The sequence below is a fragment of the Microcella alkaliphila genome (genome assembly GCF_002355395.1).
In the GTDB taxonomy this organism is placed as follows: domain Bacteria; phylum Actinomycetota; class Actinomycetes; order Actinomycetales; family Microbacteriaceae; genus Microcella; species Microcella alkaliphila_A.
This window is the reverse complement of sequence record NZ_AP017315.1, coordinates 336248-354122: the sequence shown is the minus strand read 5'-3', so window position 1 is coordinate 354122 and position 17875 is coordinate 336248. Positions and strand designations below refer to the sequence as shown.

General features: G+C 67.7%; 11 protein-coding genes. 5 read left to right on the top strand and 6 right to left on the bottom strand.

Going from position 1 to position 17875, the window contains the following annotated elements; all coding sequences use genetic code 11:
• Nucleotides 1–38: 38 nt before the first annotated feature.
• From CPY97_RS01635 to CPY97_RS01620, 4 genes are read left to right on the top strand one after another with little or no spacing between them, the layout of a single operon-like run.
• Nucleotides 39–812, top strand: a complete 774-nt coding sequence (locus CPY97_RS01635; protein WP_096420262.1) for a sugar phosphate isomerase/epimerase family protein — start codon at nucleotides 39–41, stop codon at nucleotides 810–812.
• A complete protein-coding gene (locus CPY97_RS01630) occupies nucleotides 809–1918 on the top strand; it encodes a Gfo/Idh/MocA family protein (protein ID WP_096420260.1) in 1110 nt (369 codons plus the stop codon). The genes CPY97_RS01635 and CPY97_RS01630 overlap by 4 nt, the downstream gene beginning before the upstream one ends.
• Complete coding sequence (locus tag CPY97_RS01625) at nucleotides 1900–3018, top strand: Gfo/Idh/MocA family protein (protein ID WP_231923998.1); 1119 nt, start codon at nucleotides 1900–1902, stop codon at nucleotides 3016–3018. Before CPY97_RS01630 ends, CPY97_RS01625 begins: the two co-directional genes overlap by 19 nt.
• On the top strand, nucleotides 3015–4025 hold the full coding sequence (locus CPY97_RS01620; protein ID WP_096420256.1) for a sugar phosphate isomerase/epimerase family protein: 1011 nt from the start codon (nucleotides 3015–3017) through the stop codon (nucleotides 4023–4025). The genes CPY97_RS01625 and CPY97_RS01620 overlap by 4 nt, the downstream gene beginning before the upstream one ends.
• Nucleotides 4026–4036: 11 nt before the next feature.
• Here CPY97_RS01620 and CPY97_RS01615 read toward each other — a convergent pair whose 3' ends face one another.
• Nucleotides 4037–4894: a fumarylacetoacetate hydrolase family protein gene (locus tag CPY97_RS01615; protein WP_096420254.1), complete on the bottom strand. Its 858-nt coding sequence runs from the start codon at nucleotides 4892–4894 to the stop codon at nucleotides 4037–4039.
• Between the two features lie 87 nt (nucleotides 4895–4981).
• Between CPY97_RS01615 and CPY97_RS01610 the strand changes: the two genes are divergently transcribed.
• Nucleotides 4982–7810 (top strand): FAD-binding and (Fe-S)-binding domain-containing protein, encoded by a 2829-nt coding sequence (locus CPY97_RS01610; RefSeq protein WP_096420252.1) that lies wholly within the window; start codon nucleotides 4982–4984, stop codon nucleotides 7808–7810.
• Here CPY97_RS01610 and CPY97_RS01605 read toward each other — a convergent pair.
• The 5 genes from CPY97_RS01605 to CPY97_RS01585 are packed head-to-tail and all read right to left on the bottom strand — an operon-like array spanning nucleotide 7804 to nucleotide 17815.
• On the bottom strand, nucleotides 7804–8481 hold the full coding sequence (locus CPY97_RS01605) for an SDR family oxidoreductase (protein WP_096420250.1): 678 nt from the start codon (nucleotides 8479–8481) through the stop codon (nucleotides 7804–7806). The genes CPY97_RS01610 and CPY97_RS01605 overlap by 7 nt on opposite strands.
• Nucleotides 8478–9752 carry a hypothetical protein gene (locus tag CPY97_RS01600; RefSeq protein ID WP_096420248.1) on the bottom strand — a complete coding sequence of 425 codons (1275 nt, stop codon included), beginning with the start codon at nucleotides 9750–9752 and terminating at the stop codon, nucleotides 8478–8480. Before CPY97_RS01600 ends, CPY97_RS01605 begins: the two co-directional genes overlap by 4 nt.
• Complete coding sequence (locus tag CPY97_RS01595) at nucleotides 9749–12685, bottom strand: glycoside hydrolase family 2 TIM barrel-domain containing protein (RefSeq protein WP_096420246.1); 2937 nt, start codon at nucleotides 12683–12685, stop codon at nucleotides 9749–9751. The genes CPY97_RS01600 and CPY97_RS01595 overlap by 4 nt, the downstream gene beginning before the upstream one ends.
• Nucleotides 12682–15732 (bottom strand): alpha-mannosidase, encoded by a 3051-nt coding sequence (locus tag CPY97_RS01590; RefSeq protein WP_096420244.1) that lies wholly within the window; start codon nucleotides 15730–15732, stop codon nucleotides 12682–12684. The genes CPY97_RS01595 and CPY97_RS01590 overlap by 4 nt, the downstream gene beginning before the upstream one ends.
• A gap of 22 nt (nucleotides 15733–15754) precedes the next feature.
• Nucleotides 15755–17815 (bottom strand): alpha-galactosidase, encoded by a 2061-nt coding sequence (locus CPY97_RS01585; RefSeq protein WP_096420242.1) that lies wholly within the window; start codon nucleotides 17813–17815, stop codon nucleotides 15755–15757.
• Nucleotides 17816–17875 lie beyond the last annotated feature (60 nt).

Genomic DNA, 17875 nt, shown 5'->3' with positions numbered 1-17875 from the left:
ACACGGATCGCTCAAACATCATATGATTGCGGGGCGGGGTGGCCACCCGCATGACCGCGGAGGACTCGATGATGCGACCACCCCTGTCCGTCCAGCTCTACACCGTGCGGGAGCAGCTGACGACGGACCCCGCCGGCACCATGGAGGCGCTCGCCACCATGGGCTTCACCGCTGTCGAGCCGTACGGACTTGACGCTCTCGAGCCCGCTGTGGCGCACGCGGTCCGCGAACAGGGGCTCACCGTGCCGACAGCCCACGGCGCGGTGATCGCGCAGACAGCCGTGGTGCTGGAGACCGCCACAGCGCTCGGGTGTCAGACGGTGATCGAACCGTGGCAGCCAGCGAGCGCGTTTGCGGATCGTGACGGTATCGCGGCGATCGCGCGGAGCCTGAACGATGCTGCGGCGCAGGCGGCCGACCAGGGCATGACGGTGGGGTATCACAATCACGACCACGAACTTCGCCAGCTGGTCGAAGGAGTCCCGGCGCTGCTGCTCTTGGCCGAGCTGACCGACGAGCGCGTGCAGTTCGAGCTCGATGCGTACTGGTGTGCGGTAGCCGGGGCCGACCCCGTACACATCGCCCGATCGCTGGGGGATCGCCTCGTCGCCGTGCACGCGAAGGATGGCGACCCTCACGCCGACGTGTCGGCGCAGGTCGCGGCCGGCGCCGGGAGCGTCCCCATCGCGGCCACCCTTGCGGCTGCTCCCCACGCCCGAGCGATCGTGGAGTTCGACCTGCTGCCCGCGAGCGGTATGGACGCCATCGCCGAGTCGTTGCGTTACTTGCGAGCGTTGGAGAATCAGTCGTGAACGGCGTCGTCGGGGTGGGCGTCATCGGCGCTGGGGTGATCAGCACCCAGTACCTCGACAATCTCACGGCCGCGGCGGACGTCGACGTGCGCATGATCGCCGACCTGGACGTCGGCCGCGCCGCGGAACGAGCGCGCGCGTACCAGGTGCCCGCTTACGGCACGGTCGACGAGCTTCTCGCTCGGGACGACATTGAGGTCATGCTAAACCTCACCATTCCCGCGGCCCACGCGACCGTCGCCCACGCCTGCCTCGACGCCGGCAAGCACGTCTGGTCGGAAAAGCCACTCGCGCTCGACCTGGACGAGGGAACTGCCCTGGTTGCCCATGCCGCTCGCCGCGGATTGCGCGTGGCCTGTGCGCCCGACACCGTGCTGGGCGGCGGAGTGCAGACCGCGCGACGTCTCATCGAGCAGGGGGTGATCGGCGACATCGTCAGCGCACTGACCATGTTCCAAGTGTCAGGACCCGAGAGTTGGCACCCCAGCCCCGAGTTCTTGTACGCGCGCGGCGGCGGCCCACTCTTCGACATGGGCCCCTACTATCTGTCGGCACTGGTGCACCTGCTCGGCCCCGTTTCTCGAGTGGATGCGCGGGGAACGCGAGCACGGCACGAACGCGTCATCGGATTAGGCCCGAAGGCGGGAACGGCATTCCCGGTCGAGGTCGCCACGGGGCTATCGGCCCTTTACGAGTTTCGCGACGGTCCGATCGCGCAATCGACCTTCAGTTTCGAATCAGCCCGCCCTCGGGTCGGCGTCGTCGAGATCACCGGGACAGACGGAACACTGTGCCTGCCCGATCCCAACCTCTTCGACGGTGAGATCGACGTCTGGAGACCCGGGATGCACGCCGATGATGAACCCGAGCGCTACCCCGCCGTCGCATCCGAGATGACCCGAGGGCTGGGAGTGATCGACCTAGCGAGGTCGATCCGGGCGAACACAACGGAACGCGCGAGCGGGCAGCTCGCTCTACACGTGCTCGACATCATGCACAGCACAGCCGAGTCAGCCGACAGGCGCGAGCCAGTGACGCTGACAACGACGGCCGAGGCACCGCCCCTGCTTGCCGAAGGATTCGACCCGTGGGCGCGAACACTGTGACCCGCGCAGCCCTCATCGGCGGCGGCTTCATGGCCGATGTGCACGCTCACGCCCTCCGGGCGAACGCGATCGACATCGTGGGTATCGCCTCGTCGTCTGCCGCCCGGGCCCGCCAGGCGGCCGACCGCCTCGGTATCGACCGCGCCTACGATGACGTCGCCGCTCTGCTCGACGATGATCGCGTCGATGTCGTGCACGTGCTCACGCCGAACGCCTCCCACGCGCCGTACGCCCTCGCGGCCCTCGCCGCAGACAAGCACGTGGTGCGCGAAAAGCCTTTGGCCACGAACGTCCGCGACGCGCAGGCCGTGGTCGCGGAGGCGAAAAGCCGCGGTCGCGTCGCGGCCGTACCGTTCGTGTACCGCTTTCACCCGATGGTGCGCCACGCCCGCGCGCGCATCATGAGCGGTGACGTCGGCATCGTCTACTCAGTGCAGGGCGCGTACCTGCAGGACTGGCTCCTGAATCCTGACGACGACAACTGGCGCGTCGACGATGCCGCAGGCGGGGCTTCTCGCGCTTTCGCCGACATCGGACCGCACGTGTGCGACCTGCTCGAATTCGTCACGGGTGATCGGATATCGCGACTGGTGACGCTGACCCGCACCGTGCATCCCATGCGCCGCGATCGTGCTGTTCACACGGAAGACCTCGTCGGCATGTTGGCTCAACTGCGAAGCGGTGCGACAGTGAATCTTCTCGTGTCGCAGGTCGCTGCCGGACGCAAGAACGCACTGAGCCTGGAGATACACGGGGCGCTCGAGTCCCTTCGCTTCGATCAGGAGCGACCGGAAGAGCTGTGGATCGGCCGGCGCACCGGCAGCATGCACCACCTTCGGAATCCCGACGAGCTGACCGGAGACGCCGCTCGCTTGAGCCGCCTGCCGGCCGGTCACGCGCTGGGGTACCAAGACGCGTTCACCGCCTTTGTCGCCGATGTGTACGCCTCGATCGCGCGCGGCAGCGTGGTCGACGGTCTTCCCGTCTTCGCCGATGGACTACGAGCCGCCCAGCTGACGGCGGCCGTGCTGGACTCCGCCCGCTCGATGTCGTGGGTCGACGTACCCGCCGTGACCGATTCGCCCCTGGAGGACTCATGACCACGCACCCTGTCACGCTGTTCACCGGCCAGTGGGCCGACCTTCCCCTCGAGGAGGTTGCACGGCTGGCGAGCGAGTGGGGCTACGACGGTCTCGAGATCGCATGCTCTGGAGAGCACCTCGACGTCTATCGAGTCGTCGAAGACGACGCCTACCTCGCCGAACGCCGGGCGATTCTCGATCGACACGGGCTCGCCCTCTACGCCATTTCCCACCACCTGGCCGGGCAAGCGGTCTGCGATGACCCGATCGACTTCCGGCACGACGCGATTCTGTCGCGGCGGGTGTGGGGCGACGGCGACCCCGAGGGCGTGCGCCAGCGCGCGGCGGCTGAGCTGATGATGACGGCACGTGCCGCGCGTCGGCTCGGCGTGGACACGGTCGTTGGCTTCACAGGCTCGAGCGTCTGGCCGTACGTGGCGCTGTTTCCACCCGTTCCGGAGGAGCGGATCGAGGCGGGCTATGTCGACTTTGCCAAACGCTGGAACCCCATCCTCGATGTCTTCGACTCCGAGGGGGTGCGCTTCGCGCACGAAGTGCATCCCGGAGAAATCGCCTACGACTATTGGACGAGCAAGCGGGCTCTCGACGCGATCGATCACCGCGCGTCGTTCGGGTTCAACTGGGACCCAAGCCACATGATGTGGCAGGGAATCGACCCGGTCGGCTTCATCGTTGAGTTCGCTGACCGGATCTACCACGTCGACTGCAAGGACACGCGCCTGCGTCCGCGCGACGGCCGCGCTGGCGTGCTGGGATCCCATCTGACCTGGGGAGATCCGCGCCGCGGCTGGGATTTCGTCTCGACCGGGCGAGGCGACGTGCCCTGGGAGGACGCGTTTCGCGCGTTGCGGTCCATCGGCTACACCGGCCCGATCTCGATCGAGTGGGAAGACGCTGGAATGGACCGGCTGCACGGCGCGCGCGAAGCTCTTGGCTTCGTCCGCAGTCTGCTGTGGGAGACGCCGAGCGCCTCGTTCGACGCGGCGTTCTCGCAGCAGAACTAACGACCTGCGCGTTAGCGCGGGCCGACAACGGTCTGGCGCTGAACGCCCAGCCCGTCGATCTCCAGCTCCATGACATCGCCGACGGCGAGGTAGGCGGGGTCGGCCATGCCCAGCGCGACGCCCGGCGGGGTGCCCGTGTTAATCAGGTCCCCGGGCTCCAGCACCATGAACTGGCTGAGGTAGTGCACGATGACGGCGGGTGAGAACACCATCGTCGACGTTGAGCCGGTCTGCCGGCGAACACCGTTGACATCAAGCCGCATATCCAGAGCGCTCACATCGACCTCGTCCGGTGTCACCAGCCAGGGGCCGGCCGGATTGAACGTCTCAGCCGACTTCCCCTTCGCCCACTGGCCGCCACGCTCGAGCTGAAAGGAGCGCTCGCTGACGTCGTTCACGACGAGGTAGCCGGCGATGGCGTCATCGGCCTCCTGGAGCGAGTCGAGGTACCGCGCCCGTCGACCAATCACGACCCCGAGTTCCACCTCCCAGTCGAGCTTCGTCGCACCGCGGGGCATCACGACGTCGTCGTGTGGGCCGACGAGCGTGTTGGGGCTCTTCGTGAACAAGACGGGTTCGTCCGGTACGGCCATGCCGGATTCCGCGGCGTGGTCGCGGTAGTTCAACCCGATACACAGAATCTGATGCGGGCGAGCGATGGGCGCACCCACGCGTTCCCCCGCGAATGCGGAGACGGCTCCACGGGCCGTTCGCGTCTCTACGAGCGAGCGCAGCCGCGTGATTCCATCGTTAGCGAAGAACCGCTCGTCGAAGTCGTCGACGACATCAGACACGTCGACGACGTGCCGCTCGTCAATGCGAACGACGGGGCGCTCGCGCCCCACCGCGCCCAGTCGCATGAGCTTCATGGGTCCTCCTCGTTGGCGCCATCCTCCGGCGCAGCCTTTACATCATATGATTGGATGCACCTCTGACGCACCATGGGAAGGCACTCGATGGCGAAGCCCCACCGCCCCTCGCGCGCACTCACGAGCCTCGGTCGAGCCCTCGCGGACGCGATGACGGGGACGGTGACCGAGCGAGCAGCAGATCTGCGCGTGGCCGCACACGACGCCTCTCACGTCACGATCGTGCCCCGTGTTCTTGCAACTCCTGCCGACGCGCATGATGTTGCCGCGGCCTTCACGATCGCCCGCGAGCACGCCATCCCCATTACGTTCCGCTCGGGAGGCACGAGTCTCAGCGGACAGGCGGGAGGAAACGGCATCCTGCTTGACGTGCGGAAAGGATTCCGCCAACTCGCGATACTCGACGGCGGCGCCGGCGTGCGCGTCGGACCGGGCATGACCCTTCGCGCCGTAAACACTCGTCTCGCGCCCCGCGGCCGAATGCTGGGTCCCGACCCCGCCAGCGACATCGCCTGCACGATCGGCGGCGTGCTCGCGAACAACTCAAGCGGGATGACCTGCGGAACCCACGCGAACGCCTACTCCACCATCAGTTCCTGCACCGTGGTGCTCGCGTCGGGAACGATCGTGCGCACCGGCGATCCGGACGCTGACGACAGACTCGCCCGCGAAGAACCGGCGCTCCACGCCGGTCTCCTCGCCCTCCGCGATGAGGTGCGGGCACACCCCATCGCGGTCCGCGACATCCGTCGACTGTTCTCCATCAAGAACACCATGGGTTACGCCATCGTCGCGTTGCTCGACCACGACACTCCCGTGCGCATCCTCGAGCACCTCCTGATCGGCAGCGAGGGAACGCTGGGATTCATCGCGGAAGCCGAGTTGCACACGGTGCCCGCGCACGCGCACGCGGCCACGGCCCTGCTGATCGCACCGCACCTCAGCGCGGCCGCCGAGCTCATTCCCGTGCTGGCGGCCGGAGGTGCGGACACCGTCGAACTGCTCGACGCCGCCAGTATTCGCATTGCCGCCGCGCTGGAGGGGGCGCCGGCCGCCCTCACCGAGGTGGCGGATGGCACATCTGTCGCCCTGCTCGTCGAGGTGCGCGGCTCTGACCCCGCCGAGCTGCAGCAGCGCGCGGACCGACTACGAGACGCCCTGGCCCGCGCACGGGGCCCAGCGTTCGAGCCGACGATCGATCCGGCGGAGCGTGCGACGCTGTGGCGAGCGCGCAAGGGTCTCTACGCGGCGGTCGCCGGCGTGCGCCCTCCCGGAACCACGGCGTTGCTCGAAGACATCGCCGTGCCCGTTGCCGTGCTCGGAACAACCTGCGAACGCCTCACGACACTGCTGAACGCTCACGGGTACCGCGACGCGGTGATCTTCGGGCACGCGAAAGACGGGAACCTGCACTTCCTGATCGTCGAAGACTTCACATCGAGCAGCGGACGAGAGCGATTCGCCGCCTTCACGAATGAGCTGGTCGAGCTTGTTCTCGACGCGGGAGGCACACTCAAGGCAGAACACGGCACTGGACGTGTCATGGCCCCCTTCGTGGAGCGTCAGTACGGCGCCTATCTCACGGGCGTCATGAGACGCATCAAGGACCTCTGCGATCCGCACGGCATCCTGAACCCTGGCGTCGTGCTCACAGACGATCCGCACGGCCATCTCAGCGACATCGTCCCCGCGCCGCAGATCGAAGCGGAGGTCGATCGATGCGTTGAATGTGGCTACTGCGAGCCGTTGTGTCCGAGCCGAGACCTCACGCTCACCCCCCGCGGGCGCATCGTGCTTCGGCGCGAGATCGCCCGCGCGGACGAGGCGGGCGACGTCGCTCTCGCCGCCGAGCTGCGCGAGGCGGAACGCTACGACTCGGAACAGACCTGCGCGGTGGACGGGATGTGCGCAACAGCGTGCCCGGTGGGCATCAATACCGGCGACCTCGTGCGCCGGTTGCGCGCAGAGCGGGCTCCCGCTCTCGCCCAGGCGCTCGGTGATGCCGCAGCACGGTCGTTTCGAGCGAGCTCGGCAGGCGTATCGCTGGCGCTAAGCACCGCCCAGGCGCTGCCGCCCGGTATCCCCACCACGATGACGCGCACCGCCCGAAGGCTATTGCCCCACGAGCTCGTACCCTCCTGGACGTCGGACCTCCCGCCCGGGGGTCGGGCGCGACGGCCGCGCGCCGTGGACAATCCCGACGGTGTCCTGTTTCCCGCGTGCGTGGGACGCATGTTCGGCGATGTCGACGACGCCGTGCTGAGTTCCGCGAATGCAGTGGAGCGCCTCGCGGCGATCGCGGACCGCACGCTGCGAATACCGGACGGTATCGCCGACCTGTGCTGCGGAACACCGTGGAGTTCGAAAGGTCTGCGTCGCGGTCGTGAGCGCATGCGTGCGCGCACCCGGTCTGCCCTGCTCGCCGCAACCGACAATGGCCGTCTGCCCGTCGTGACCGACGCCAGTTCGTGTGCTGAGGGGCTGCGCGCGACACTCAGCGGTAGCGCCGTGACGGTCATCGACTCCCCTGAGTTCGTCGCCACCCACCTACTGCCGCTCCTGCCGCCGATCCCGGACGATCATCGCCTCGATCGCCTCGTCCTGCACCCCACGTGCTCAAGCGTCTCCGGCGGCACCACCGACTCGCTCACCGCGCTCGCCCACCACATCGCCCACGAGGTGATCGTTCCGGACGCCTGGGGGTGCTGCGGTTTCGCCGGTGACCGCGGACTCCTGCATCCGGAGCTCACGGCGAGCGCGACGGCAGCAGAGGCAGCAGAGGTGCGGGCTCTCGACGCGACCGCCTACGCATCGACCAATCGCACCTGCGAGATCGCGATGACACGAGCGACTGGTCAGAACTATGTTCCGCTTGTCAGCGTGCTCTGTCGCGTCATCGAGGGCGTTGCTCAGTAGGTGGCGCGCCCCCCGCTGATGTCGTAGACCGCACCCGTCGAGAACGACACGCGCTCGGACGCCAGCCAACTGATGAGTTCAGCGACCTCGTCGGCGCGTCCGACCCGTTTCATGGGGATGAGGTTCGTGATGCGCTCGAGCACCTCGGGTGATGTCGTCGCGTTCATCGGGGTATCGATCACGGCCGGCGCGATGGCATTGACGAGCACGCCGGTCGTCGCCAGCTCTTTACCGAACGCTTTCGTCGTGGCAATCACGGCGGCCTTCGTGGCCGAGTAGGCCGACAACCCGGGATTCCCGTCTTTTCCCGCCATGCTCGCGATCGTGACGATCCGGCCCCAACCCCGCTCGATCATCCCCGGTGCCACAGCGCGCAACGCCGACACCGTGCCCAGCACGTTGACCTCCCAGACGCGACGCCAGCCGGCGTCGTCGGTGTCGATCAGGGGTGCGTTGGGGCCAACGATTCCCGCACTCGTGACGAGGACGTCGAACGGGCCAGCCGCCGCGATGGCCTCGCGCATCGCGACGTCGTCAGTGACGTCCACCTGCAGGTCTGCCGCATCGACGCGATCGAGGGTGATCACCTTGAGCCCGTCGGCACGCAAGCGATCGACAGCCGCTGCACCCAGCCCGCTACAGGCGCCCGTGACCAGCGCACGGCGCGTCACCGCGCGACTCCATCGGGTCGGTGAAGCTCCACAATGAGGTCCGAGAGGTACTCGTGGCGGTCGCCCTCCATCTCCTTGAACCACAGGCGCGATCTCGCTCCGAGACGAACGCAGGTGCGCCGGCGCTCAAGGTCCTCCGGGGTGTCCATCGGCTGCAGGGAGGGGTACCACAGGGTTGCTCCGGGCCGGTGCACGATGCGCACCGGAGTCGACCACTGCTGCGCGTTGTCGCCCGCTCCGAGGTCGGCGTGCGGGTTGATGGAGAGAAACAGGCTGTCGCCGACCCAGAACGGGCCATCGACGCGGCCCAACAGCATGACCCAGACGTTGAGCTCCTCATTCCAACTGACGGAGGGGCCCCAGTAGTACAGCTGGTCACCCTGAGACACCGGTCCGCCACCGTCTTCTGCGGGAATCTGGAGCGACGCAATCGGCGCCCCCGGCGCATCCCAGGCCGCAGCGAACCGCTGGCCGTCCCACCGTCGCGCCGCGCCCGTTGGCGCATCAAGGTCACTCAGAGGGATACGCGCAACGCTGACGCACTGAACAGACGCCTCGCGCGCAGCCGACCACGTCTCGGCCGACCATGTCTCGGGGTAGGCGTACTCGCCGAAGAAGACGTACAGGTGGTCACCACTGGCGACGGCGCTCGGGTCGCCGACTCCGCCCGGGAAACAGTAGTTGCGATTCACCGGGAGGCGAATCATCCGGTCGTCGCGGTCCTCGAGCAGGATTCCGCAGTCGGTCCACGACGAGCCTCCGTCAGCGGAGCGCATGATTCCGATGCGGGGCACCGCCTGAATGGACGCATCGCCCTGCAACCCCGGAGGCCAGTCACGGTCACTGAGTCCTCGCCCCGTGCGCGGGTCATACGGCAACGTCTCGGGGTAGTTCTCGTTGTGATAGAGCGCGTACAAGCGGTGGCCCGTGGAGTCACGGGGATCCGCGTAGACGGTTTCGAACCAGATCGCACCGTGCAGACCGTCGGCGTCTCGCGCGGCCACGGGCGGCAAGTGCGGATCACGGAACCCTTCGGCGGGAAGGCCAAAGGCCTCGCTCACCGTGGCCCCCTCACCGATCTTGAGGTGAGCCCCGTCTCCCCACACCGGATCCTCGCCGTACTTGCCGGGGAAGATTCGGAACCGCTCGCCAACCCATGCGGACGCCATGTTGCAGTCAACGAAGGTGCCGAAAACCTGCCGCTGGGTGGGAATGAGATCGACGACGATCCCGTCGACGCCCGTCGGGATGCGCGTTGCCGGCGTACTCATGGCGACTCCTCTAGGTCAGATCGCGACAGAAAGGTGATGCTGCCCCGCACCGTCTGCGCTGGCAGTCGATAGGGAGGCAGCACGCCCGGACCGCAGGCGGCCGTGCCCACTCCCGCTGCGGCGAGGTCGATAGCCACATGGATCCGCCCTGTGGGAACGAGGTCGGCCTCGTGGGTTGTGGCGGCGATCGTCGCCGGACTCCACGGACGCACCGTCAGGCCCACGCCGTGCGGGGAGACGATGTCGAAACGGTCAGCAATGTTTGCCCACCGGACCCCCGCGCGGCGGCCGGCCTCCTGCGGACGAACCGTCGGAACGTGCAGGCTGCGAACGGTTTCACGAAACCACCCCCAACGACAGGCCTGACCGGTGTCGGGATACGACGGCCCTGGCCCCAGCCCACTCCACTGAACGGGATCGTCAATCGAGGCGTCGAGCTCGGTGACGATGGCCACCCGAGCCCAGTGCGATGACCAATCCTTCGGCCATCCGCCGCCGGGGCTGACCACGAGGTCCAGACGCACGCCGGCCTCGACCGGCGTCCATTCCCACGTGCAGTCCACATAGGCGTCCGTCGCAGCAGCGCCGACCCGGGTCCGTACCACCAGTCCGCCGGCGCGCGACGTCCGTTCCAACACGCGCACGAGCGGACGGTCGAGTCCGTGGCGTGACCAGCGTTCGGCTGCCGAGGGCATCGTGTCTTCTGTCCAGCCCACTCCGAGATCGTTGTCAGTGGGCGCGCGCCATAAGTCCAGCGCGAATGGGCCGATGGTCTGGTCACCCACCGTGATCGTGGCGCCCGTCGCGTCGTCCCACTGAACGGCGCCCGGCTGCCCGCGTCGGCCCGCACGGGTCGACGCCCAGTTAGTCAGGGCGCGCACGGACGAGACCGCCTGACCGACGCCGAGCACGTGACCGACGGGAAAACCGGCGAGGGCCGTAACGACCGTCGCCGTGACCGTCAGCACACCTCCGGTGCGATCACGAGCCTCAACCGCCTCCGGCGGCAGGGGCACCTGCGCGGCGCCCCGCGGCGGAAGTGTTGGCGCGGGTACCGAACCCTCCCCCACGACTCCGCCGTCAGTTTCCACGCGCCATTGCAGGCCGACGTGAGCGGTATCGATGATGTCGTACCGGCTGCGGATCGTCACCGCATCGTCGGTTACCTCCAGCACGATGGCGGCGAAGACGGCGGCGAGATCGGCCAATTGCGGTCGCGGCGTGCGATCGGCCGCCACGAGGCCGTCGATGACGAAGTTGCCGTCGTGAATCGGTTCTCCGAAATCTCCTCCGTACGCGGTGGCGAGCCGCCCGTCGCGCTCAACCTCGATGCCGTGCTCGAGCCACTCCCAGACGAAGCCGCCCATCAGTCGCGCGGAGGTGTCGAACAGTTGCTGGTACTCGCTCAAGCCGCCCGGGCCCGTGCCCATGGCATGGGCGTACTCGCAGAGCACGAAGGGCATCGAGCGTCGACGCGCGTCCGCGATGGGATCCTCGAGGGCCGGCTCGCGGCGCGCAGCGACCGCGGCGACCTCCTCCGGAGAGGCGTACATGCGGCTCCAGACGTCCACATCACGGCACTCCTGGTCGCCCTCGTAGTGCACGGGGCGCGACGGGTCTCGACGCCGTGCCTCATCGGCCATGGCGCGGAGGTTCCGGCCAACGCCAGCCTCGTTGCCGAGCGACCACATGATGACGCTGGGGTGGTGACGGTCGCGTTCGACCAGACGCGCCATGCGATCGCGGAGGGCGGCGTCGAAAGCGCTGTCATCTGTCGGATTCGCGCGCCACCCGACGGGTTCGAAACCGTGCGTTTCCACATCGCACTCATCCATGACCCAGAACCCGAGTTCATCGGCGAGGTCGAGCATTCTCGGGTGCGGTGGGTAGTGGGCCGTGCGGATGGCGTTGATGCCGCTGGCCTTCATGAGCTCGAGCTCGTCGCGCACGGTGTCGGCCGGAACGTGCCGACCCCACACGGGGTGGTGCTCATGACGGTTGACCCCACGCAGCGTGATCGGCACGCCGTTCACGGTGAACACACCATCGCGAATGGCGACGCTCCGAAAGCCGATCGCCAGTTCGACCGTCTCGTGAGTGGGCCCCCGCCCGGTCGACACCCGCAGGGTGTACAGACGCGGCGACTCCGCACTCCATGGCTCGACCTCGACGCGGACCTCGGCACCGAGGGGAAGGTTGGCGGCGACGCCCACCAGTTCGACATCGACGGCGTGGGGATCAACGCCGCGGGGCAGATCAACGTCAACGCGCAAGAGCCCGGCACCGTCAGACCACTCGGCGGATGCACGAATCGCGTCGACGCCGTGCTCTGGCCGCTCCTCGACGACGACCTCACGGATGATTCCGGGCAACCACCACGCGTCCTGGTCCTCGAGGTAGGAGGCGGCGCTGAAGTGATGGAGGCGCACAAGCAGTTCGTCGTCGCCAGTAACCAGTCCGTCGAGCGTGAATTCGACCGGGAGCCGACTTCCGCGGGTGCTGCCGACGTAGGAGCCAGACCACCAGACGTCGGCGGCGCCCTCCACCCCCTCGAATCGCAGCACAGCTCTCGCGGGAAGCGGCCCCTGCCACCGCACGCGGGTCCGATAGTCAGCAACCGGATTCACGTCCGGCGGGTATGGCGGGTCGACGGGGAACGGGTAGCGCACGTTCGTGTAGACCGGCGCCCCGTGGGGCCCGCCCACGCTAGCGTCGTGAACGGGCATGACGTGACTCGCTGGCACACTCAGGCGGCCCGTCGAATACCACGCTTCCCGGGGAAGGGGTGCGCTCCGGGCATCGGCGAACCAGCGGAAGTCCCACACTCCTGACAGATCAACGTGGCGCGCGGTGGACCGCGGGATCGCTCGGGGGGGTCGTGATCCGCGCGGTGGGCCTGGATCCGTCAGCGGCTGTGGCTCGCGCGCGCTCATCGAACGATCCGTAGCGTGCGCAACTGGAACGGACGGAACGCGAGGAAGGCGCCGCCGTCGTGGGCGTCGACACTCCCCCCCTCGAGCGCACGTTCGAGAAGGTCGGTCAGCACGAGCGCGGTATGCGGCACATTCACGGTGATGCGGGTGTCAGCCCGCGTCCCGTGCGCCTCGTACAGGCGAACGATGACGTCGTCGCTGCCGTCTTCGGCCAACTTCACCGTCTCGATCACGACGGCCTCGTTAGAGGATGAGACAAGCGCGGGTGTCTCCGCGGCTCCGACGAGGGCACGCGTCGGCGAGGCGAGACCCTGTCCGAGAGCGACGGCGTCACCGATCGTCGCTTCCGGCCGCACCCGGAAACGGAGGATGTGCAGTCCCTGGTCGCTGTCGGGGTCGGGGAAACGAGGAGCTCGCAGGAGCGAGAAGCGCACGGTCGTCGTGGTCCCACCGTCACCACGAGTGGTGCGATCAACGTCGTAGCCGTAGGTGGAATCGTTGGCGATAGCGACTCCCCACCCGGGCTCAGCCACGTGCAGGAACCGGTGCTGGCACGCTTCAAAGCGAGCAGCGTCCCAACTCGTGTTGGTGTGGGTGGGGCGCCGAACGTGGCCAAACTGTGTTTCGGCGGCTACGTCGTCAGCGTGAACATCCAGCGGGAAAGCGAGCTTCACGATCTTCTCGCTCTCGTGCCAGTCGATCCGATATTCCAACTCGAGGTCAGCGGCTCCCGGGCGCACGGTTGCGTGCTGCTCGATGATCGTCGGTTGTGGCCGCGTGGCCCCGATCGTGGCCCGCGTGATCACCGTGACGGATCCATCGTCCGCCGTTTCGATTCGCCGGTCATCGCCTGCCGCTACCTCCGTGACCGTCCGCCGGTAGTGCTCGTCGAGGTCCCACGCGTCCCACAGGTTCGGAAGGTCACGGTGTAAGCGCAGCGCAGCGCCACCCGATCCGGGGGCGATGGCTTCCCGCCCGTCCGCACCGCGTAGCGACCTGACCCGTCCGTCGATGCCAATGACGACGCGCACGACGCCCGAGTCCAGCACGGTGCCGTCGTCGGAATCAGTGACCGCGACGTCCGCCCGCGGCGCCGCAGGGGCCGTCTGGATCGACAGTGGCGCAATGCCGCCCCGTTCCGACACGGTGGCGTTCGCGATGAGGCGACGCGCCTCCGGATGCTCGGCGGGGCCGGCTAGCGCGCGCAACGATCGGTCGATGATGTCGGTGAGGGTCGCGGTGACCGCAGCGTGCCGCTCTTCCGCTTCTCGATGCACCCACGCGATGGACGATCCGGGAAGGATGTCGTGGAACTGGAGGAGCAGCACCGTGCGCCAGGCGTCGCGCAACTCCTCGGCGGGATAGGGCGCTCCGACGCGCACGGTGGCGGTCGTTGCCCACAACTCAGCCTCGCGAAGCAACGCTTCGTTGCGCCGGTTCCCATGCTTCGTGCGCAGCTGTGAGGTGAACACGCCGCGGTGCAGTTCGAGGTACATCTCTCCGCGCCAGACGGGCGCCGTCGGATACTCGGCCTCCGCCTGTTCAAAGAACTCTGCCGGCGCGCCGATCGTCACGCGCGGGGATCCTTCCAGATCGGCTGTCCGCCGAGCGGCGGCGATCATCTCGCGCGTCGGCCCTCCGCCGCCGTCGCCCCACCCAAACGGCACAAGCGAGAGCGTGGCCCTTCCCTTCTCCGAGAAGTTGCGCTCGGCGTGGGCAAGCTCGGCGCCGCTCAGTTCCGAGATGTAGGTGTCGACGGGCGGAAAGTGCGTGAAGATGCGTGTGCCGTCGATGCCCTCCCACCAGAAGGTGTGATGCGGCATCCGGTTCACCTGGTTCCACGAGATTTTCTGTGTGAGGAACCATCGTTCGCCCGCTTCGGCGACGATCTGCGGCAACGCCGCGGAGTACCCAAAAGAGTCGGGGAGCCACGCTTCGCGGCACTCGACGCCGAACTCCTCCAGGAAGAAGGTCTTGCCCGCGATGAATTGACGCGCCATCGCCTCACCGCCTGGCATGTTGGTGTCGCTTTCGACCCACATCCCGCCGACGGGTACCCATTGACCGGCGGCAATCTTTTCGGTGATCCGCGCGAAGACCTGAGGGTGATGCTCCTTCATCCACGCGTACTGCTGTGCGGACGAACAGGAGAAGACGAACTCGGGATGCTCGTCCATGAGGCTCATCGCGTTCGTGAAGGTGCGCGCGCACTTGCGCACCGTTTCGCGCAGCGGCCATAGCCAGGCCGAGTCGATGTGCGCGTGGCCGGTGGCGAGCACCCGGTGCGCGCTGGACGTCGCCGGAGCAGCAAGCACGCCAGCCAGCGCTGCCGTGCCTGCCGAGACGGTTCCGGTGACGTCGTCGGGGTCAATGAGATCGAGGCAGTGCTCGAGAGCCCGCAGGATCTCGTGCCGCCTGGTCGATCCATCAGGCAGTTCGCGCATGAGACCGCGGAGGGTCCAGATGTCTTGCACGAGCTCCCAGACGGCGACATCGCGCACAGCGAGGTGCAGCTCGGCCAGGGAGTACAGAGGATCGTCCGGCGCTGTGTCCCAGAGGCCGTATGGCGTGGGATCGAAAGTGTACTCGCCCGCGACGTCGGGGTTGGCCGCCGCCTCGATGTAGACCTCGTAGCGGTCGCGGGTGATGTCGACAGGCAACCATGAATTCAGGGGGGCGATCGACTTGATGAGGGTTCCGTCGGGGCGGTACGCGAGGCCCTCGGCCTGGAACCCCGGGCGGCTCCGGTTGTAACCGAAATCGACAACGAGTTCCGGAGCGCCTCCCCGCCCCGCGCGGTCGATCCAGTCAGCCGACAGTTCGGCGGTGACGTGAAACCACACGGTCGACCATGCCCTCCCCCACCGCCACCCCAACGGCACCGGCTCGAATCGATGACGGACGGCCTCCGCGAACGGCACGGGCTCGCGCGGCACCTGCCACGCACTGACGGATACCGGGTGCCGGTTGCGATATATCGCCGGTTGCAGATGGTCGCGCAGGAAGCGTTCCAGCCGAGCTTCGACGAGCGGATGGTCGTTGTGCATAGGGTCCTTCGCGGTGGTGGGGTCAGGGCGCAGGTGTCAGGTGGAACAGCCACGAGGTGACGCCAGGGTCGCCGTCGAGCGCGATGCCCTCGGCGAGGAGCGTTGACGCCGCGGCGCGTCTGGTCCGCCCGGCGGCGAGGTCCGTGACGAGGATCGTCACGTCGGGGTCGGCGATCACCGGATAGACATGGGTGCGCGGGCGGGCGCCATCCAGATCGAAGACGGCAACAACCGCCTCGCCGCTCGGCGCGGTCACCTGCATCGCCGGCATTCGTTCGCCCCAGCCACCCCGCTCCGGACTCGGCGTCAGGGGCCGCAAGACCCCATCACGAACGAGCGGCGCGATAGTCGTGCGGAACAGCGCGACGTGCCACCGCAACCGCTCGCGCAGCGGCGTCGATAGCTCTGGAAGCCGGAGGCTCACGCCGAAGCGGTGCAGCATGGCGGCGCGCAGCATGGTGTCGAAATCGTGCGGATTGAGCGACTGCCAGTCGCGCTGCGCGGGGGGATAGTCGCCGCGCCATTGCGACCATGACCAGTGCAGGATCCCAAGGGGGGGAAGAAGGTTGCGCGCGCCCCACAGCACCTGAAGGTGATGTTCGGTGTAGTCGGGGTCGCTGAGAAAGAAGGTGTGCACGTGCCGAGCGAGCCCAAGATCGATGCGAAGACCTCCGGATGAGCATGATTCCAGCAGCACCTCGGGATGACGGTGACGCACGTCGTCGAGCACCGCGTACAACCCTTCGTAATGCCGGAACAGACCGTCGCCGGAACCGTGCCCGTGATCGGTGCGCGTGCATCCCGCGTCAGGGTCGATGTTGAAGTCGAGCTTGATCCAGCGCGCGCCGGTCGTGGTGATCAGCGTGCTGATCGACTCACGAACGTGGGTGCGGCCGGCCTCGGATCCCAGACACACGTATCCCAGAAACGTCGGGTCGTCAGGGTCAAGCGATTCCGTCATGAGGCGGTACGACGGATCGTGTCGACGCCCGTCGACAGCGTGGGCCATCGCCTCGGGCTTCTCGCGCCGGAGGTGAGATCGGGCACCAACTGCTTCGGCTTCGATCCATATCCCGGCATCGAGCCCCGCTCGGCGGATCGTGTCTCCGAGCGCCGCAAGTCCGGACGGGAATCGCGCGGTATTGACGCGAGTCCAGTCTCCGCGTTGCTCGCTCCACACGCTGTGCGCGTCAGGAGCGCCGAACCACCCGGCATCAACGGTGGCGACAGCGAACCCGAGATCAGCCGCGGAACGCGCATTAGCCGCGATGATCTCCTCCGTTACGTCGTGGTCTTCGTACGGCCACCAGTGGTTCCACTCGACCGGCAGCGCGTCGGTGGCGCTCGTACGGGGCAGCCACTCCTCAGCGATCGCTCGCTGAAGGGCGACGGCCGCGTCGTCGAGGGACTGGGCGACCGTGAGCACCACGCTCGGGGCCTCAACCTGCTCACCGGGCGCTAGCTCGAGCCAGAACTGCCAAGGCGAAATGCCCGCGGACACCGCTCCGCCCGCGAGCGCGTGAATGTGCCAGTTGCCGCTGTAGGCGGGCGCGATGCTGAGCGCTGCCCTCGACTCTGCCCGCCCCGGGCCCGTCTCTCCCCCGCGGTCGAATCCCAGCCAGGGAGCGGCGCCGTGCGAGCTCCGCCCCGAACGGCTCTCCAGCACCGTGTCGTGGCCAGCATGCCCGCTGAACGACCGAAACTCGTCACCCCAGGCACTCCGGAACCCGTGGGTTCGCCAGGCCGAGCCGACCCGGAGCACGAGGGGGTCCATGCGGCTGATCGTGACGGGCCGAGCACCGTCATTGCGGAGAGCGAGACTCCACTCCCACACGGAGTTGTTCGCGATGCGACGCGCGCTCCACTGCGCAAACACGGTCGTCTCGGGAGCCGTATCGAGCTCGCCGGCCAGCGTTGCGCCGTTGTCGGTCGTCTCGGTACTCGTCACATGACGAAACCGCGTGACAGGGCGTCGGTCGACCTCGATGTGCATCGGAGCGCAGAGGCTCAGGGTTTCGCCATCGAATGACAGCTCAAGCTGACCGCCCTCATCGGAACGGGCGCGCAGCGTTGCGTCACTCATGCGGTTCCCCTGCCTGTAGTCTTTACATCATACCTAAAGGGGACCCGCCCCGCTCACCCT

Excerpts from the sequence above, each read along its gene's own strand:
- CPY97_RS01620 (WP_096420256.1), top strand. The coding sequence starts at position 3,015 with ATGACCACGCACCCTGTCACGCTGTTCACCGGCCAGTGGGCCGACCTT.
- CPY97_RS01615 (WP_096420254.1), bottom strand. The coding sequence starts at position 4,894 with ATGAAGCTCATGCGACTGGGCGCGGTGGGGCGCGAGCGCCCCGTCGTT.
- CPY97_RS01610 (WP_096420252.1), top strand. The coding sequence starts at position 4,982 with ATGGCGAAGCCCCACCGCCCCTCGCGCGCACTCACGAGCCTCGGTCGA.
- CPY97_RS01600 (WP_096420248.1), bottom strand. The coding sequence starts at position 9,752 with ATGAGTACGCCGGCAACGCGCATCCCGACGGGCGTCGACGGGATCGTC.
- CPY97_RS01595 (WP_096420246.1), bottom strand. The coding sequence starts at position 12,685 with ATGAGCGCGCGCGAGCCACAGCCGCTGACGGATCCAGGCCCACCGCGC.
- CPY97_RS01590 (WP_096420244.1), bottom strand. The coding sequence starts at position 15,732 with ATGCACAACGACCATCCGCTCGTCGAAGCTCGGCTGGAACGCTTCCTG.
- CPY97_RS01585 (WP_096420242.1), bottom strand. The coding sequence starts at position 17,815 with ATGAGTGACGCAACGCTGCGCGCCCGTTCCGATGAGGGCGGTCAGCTT.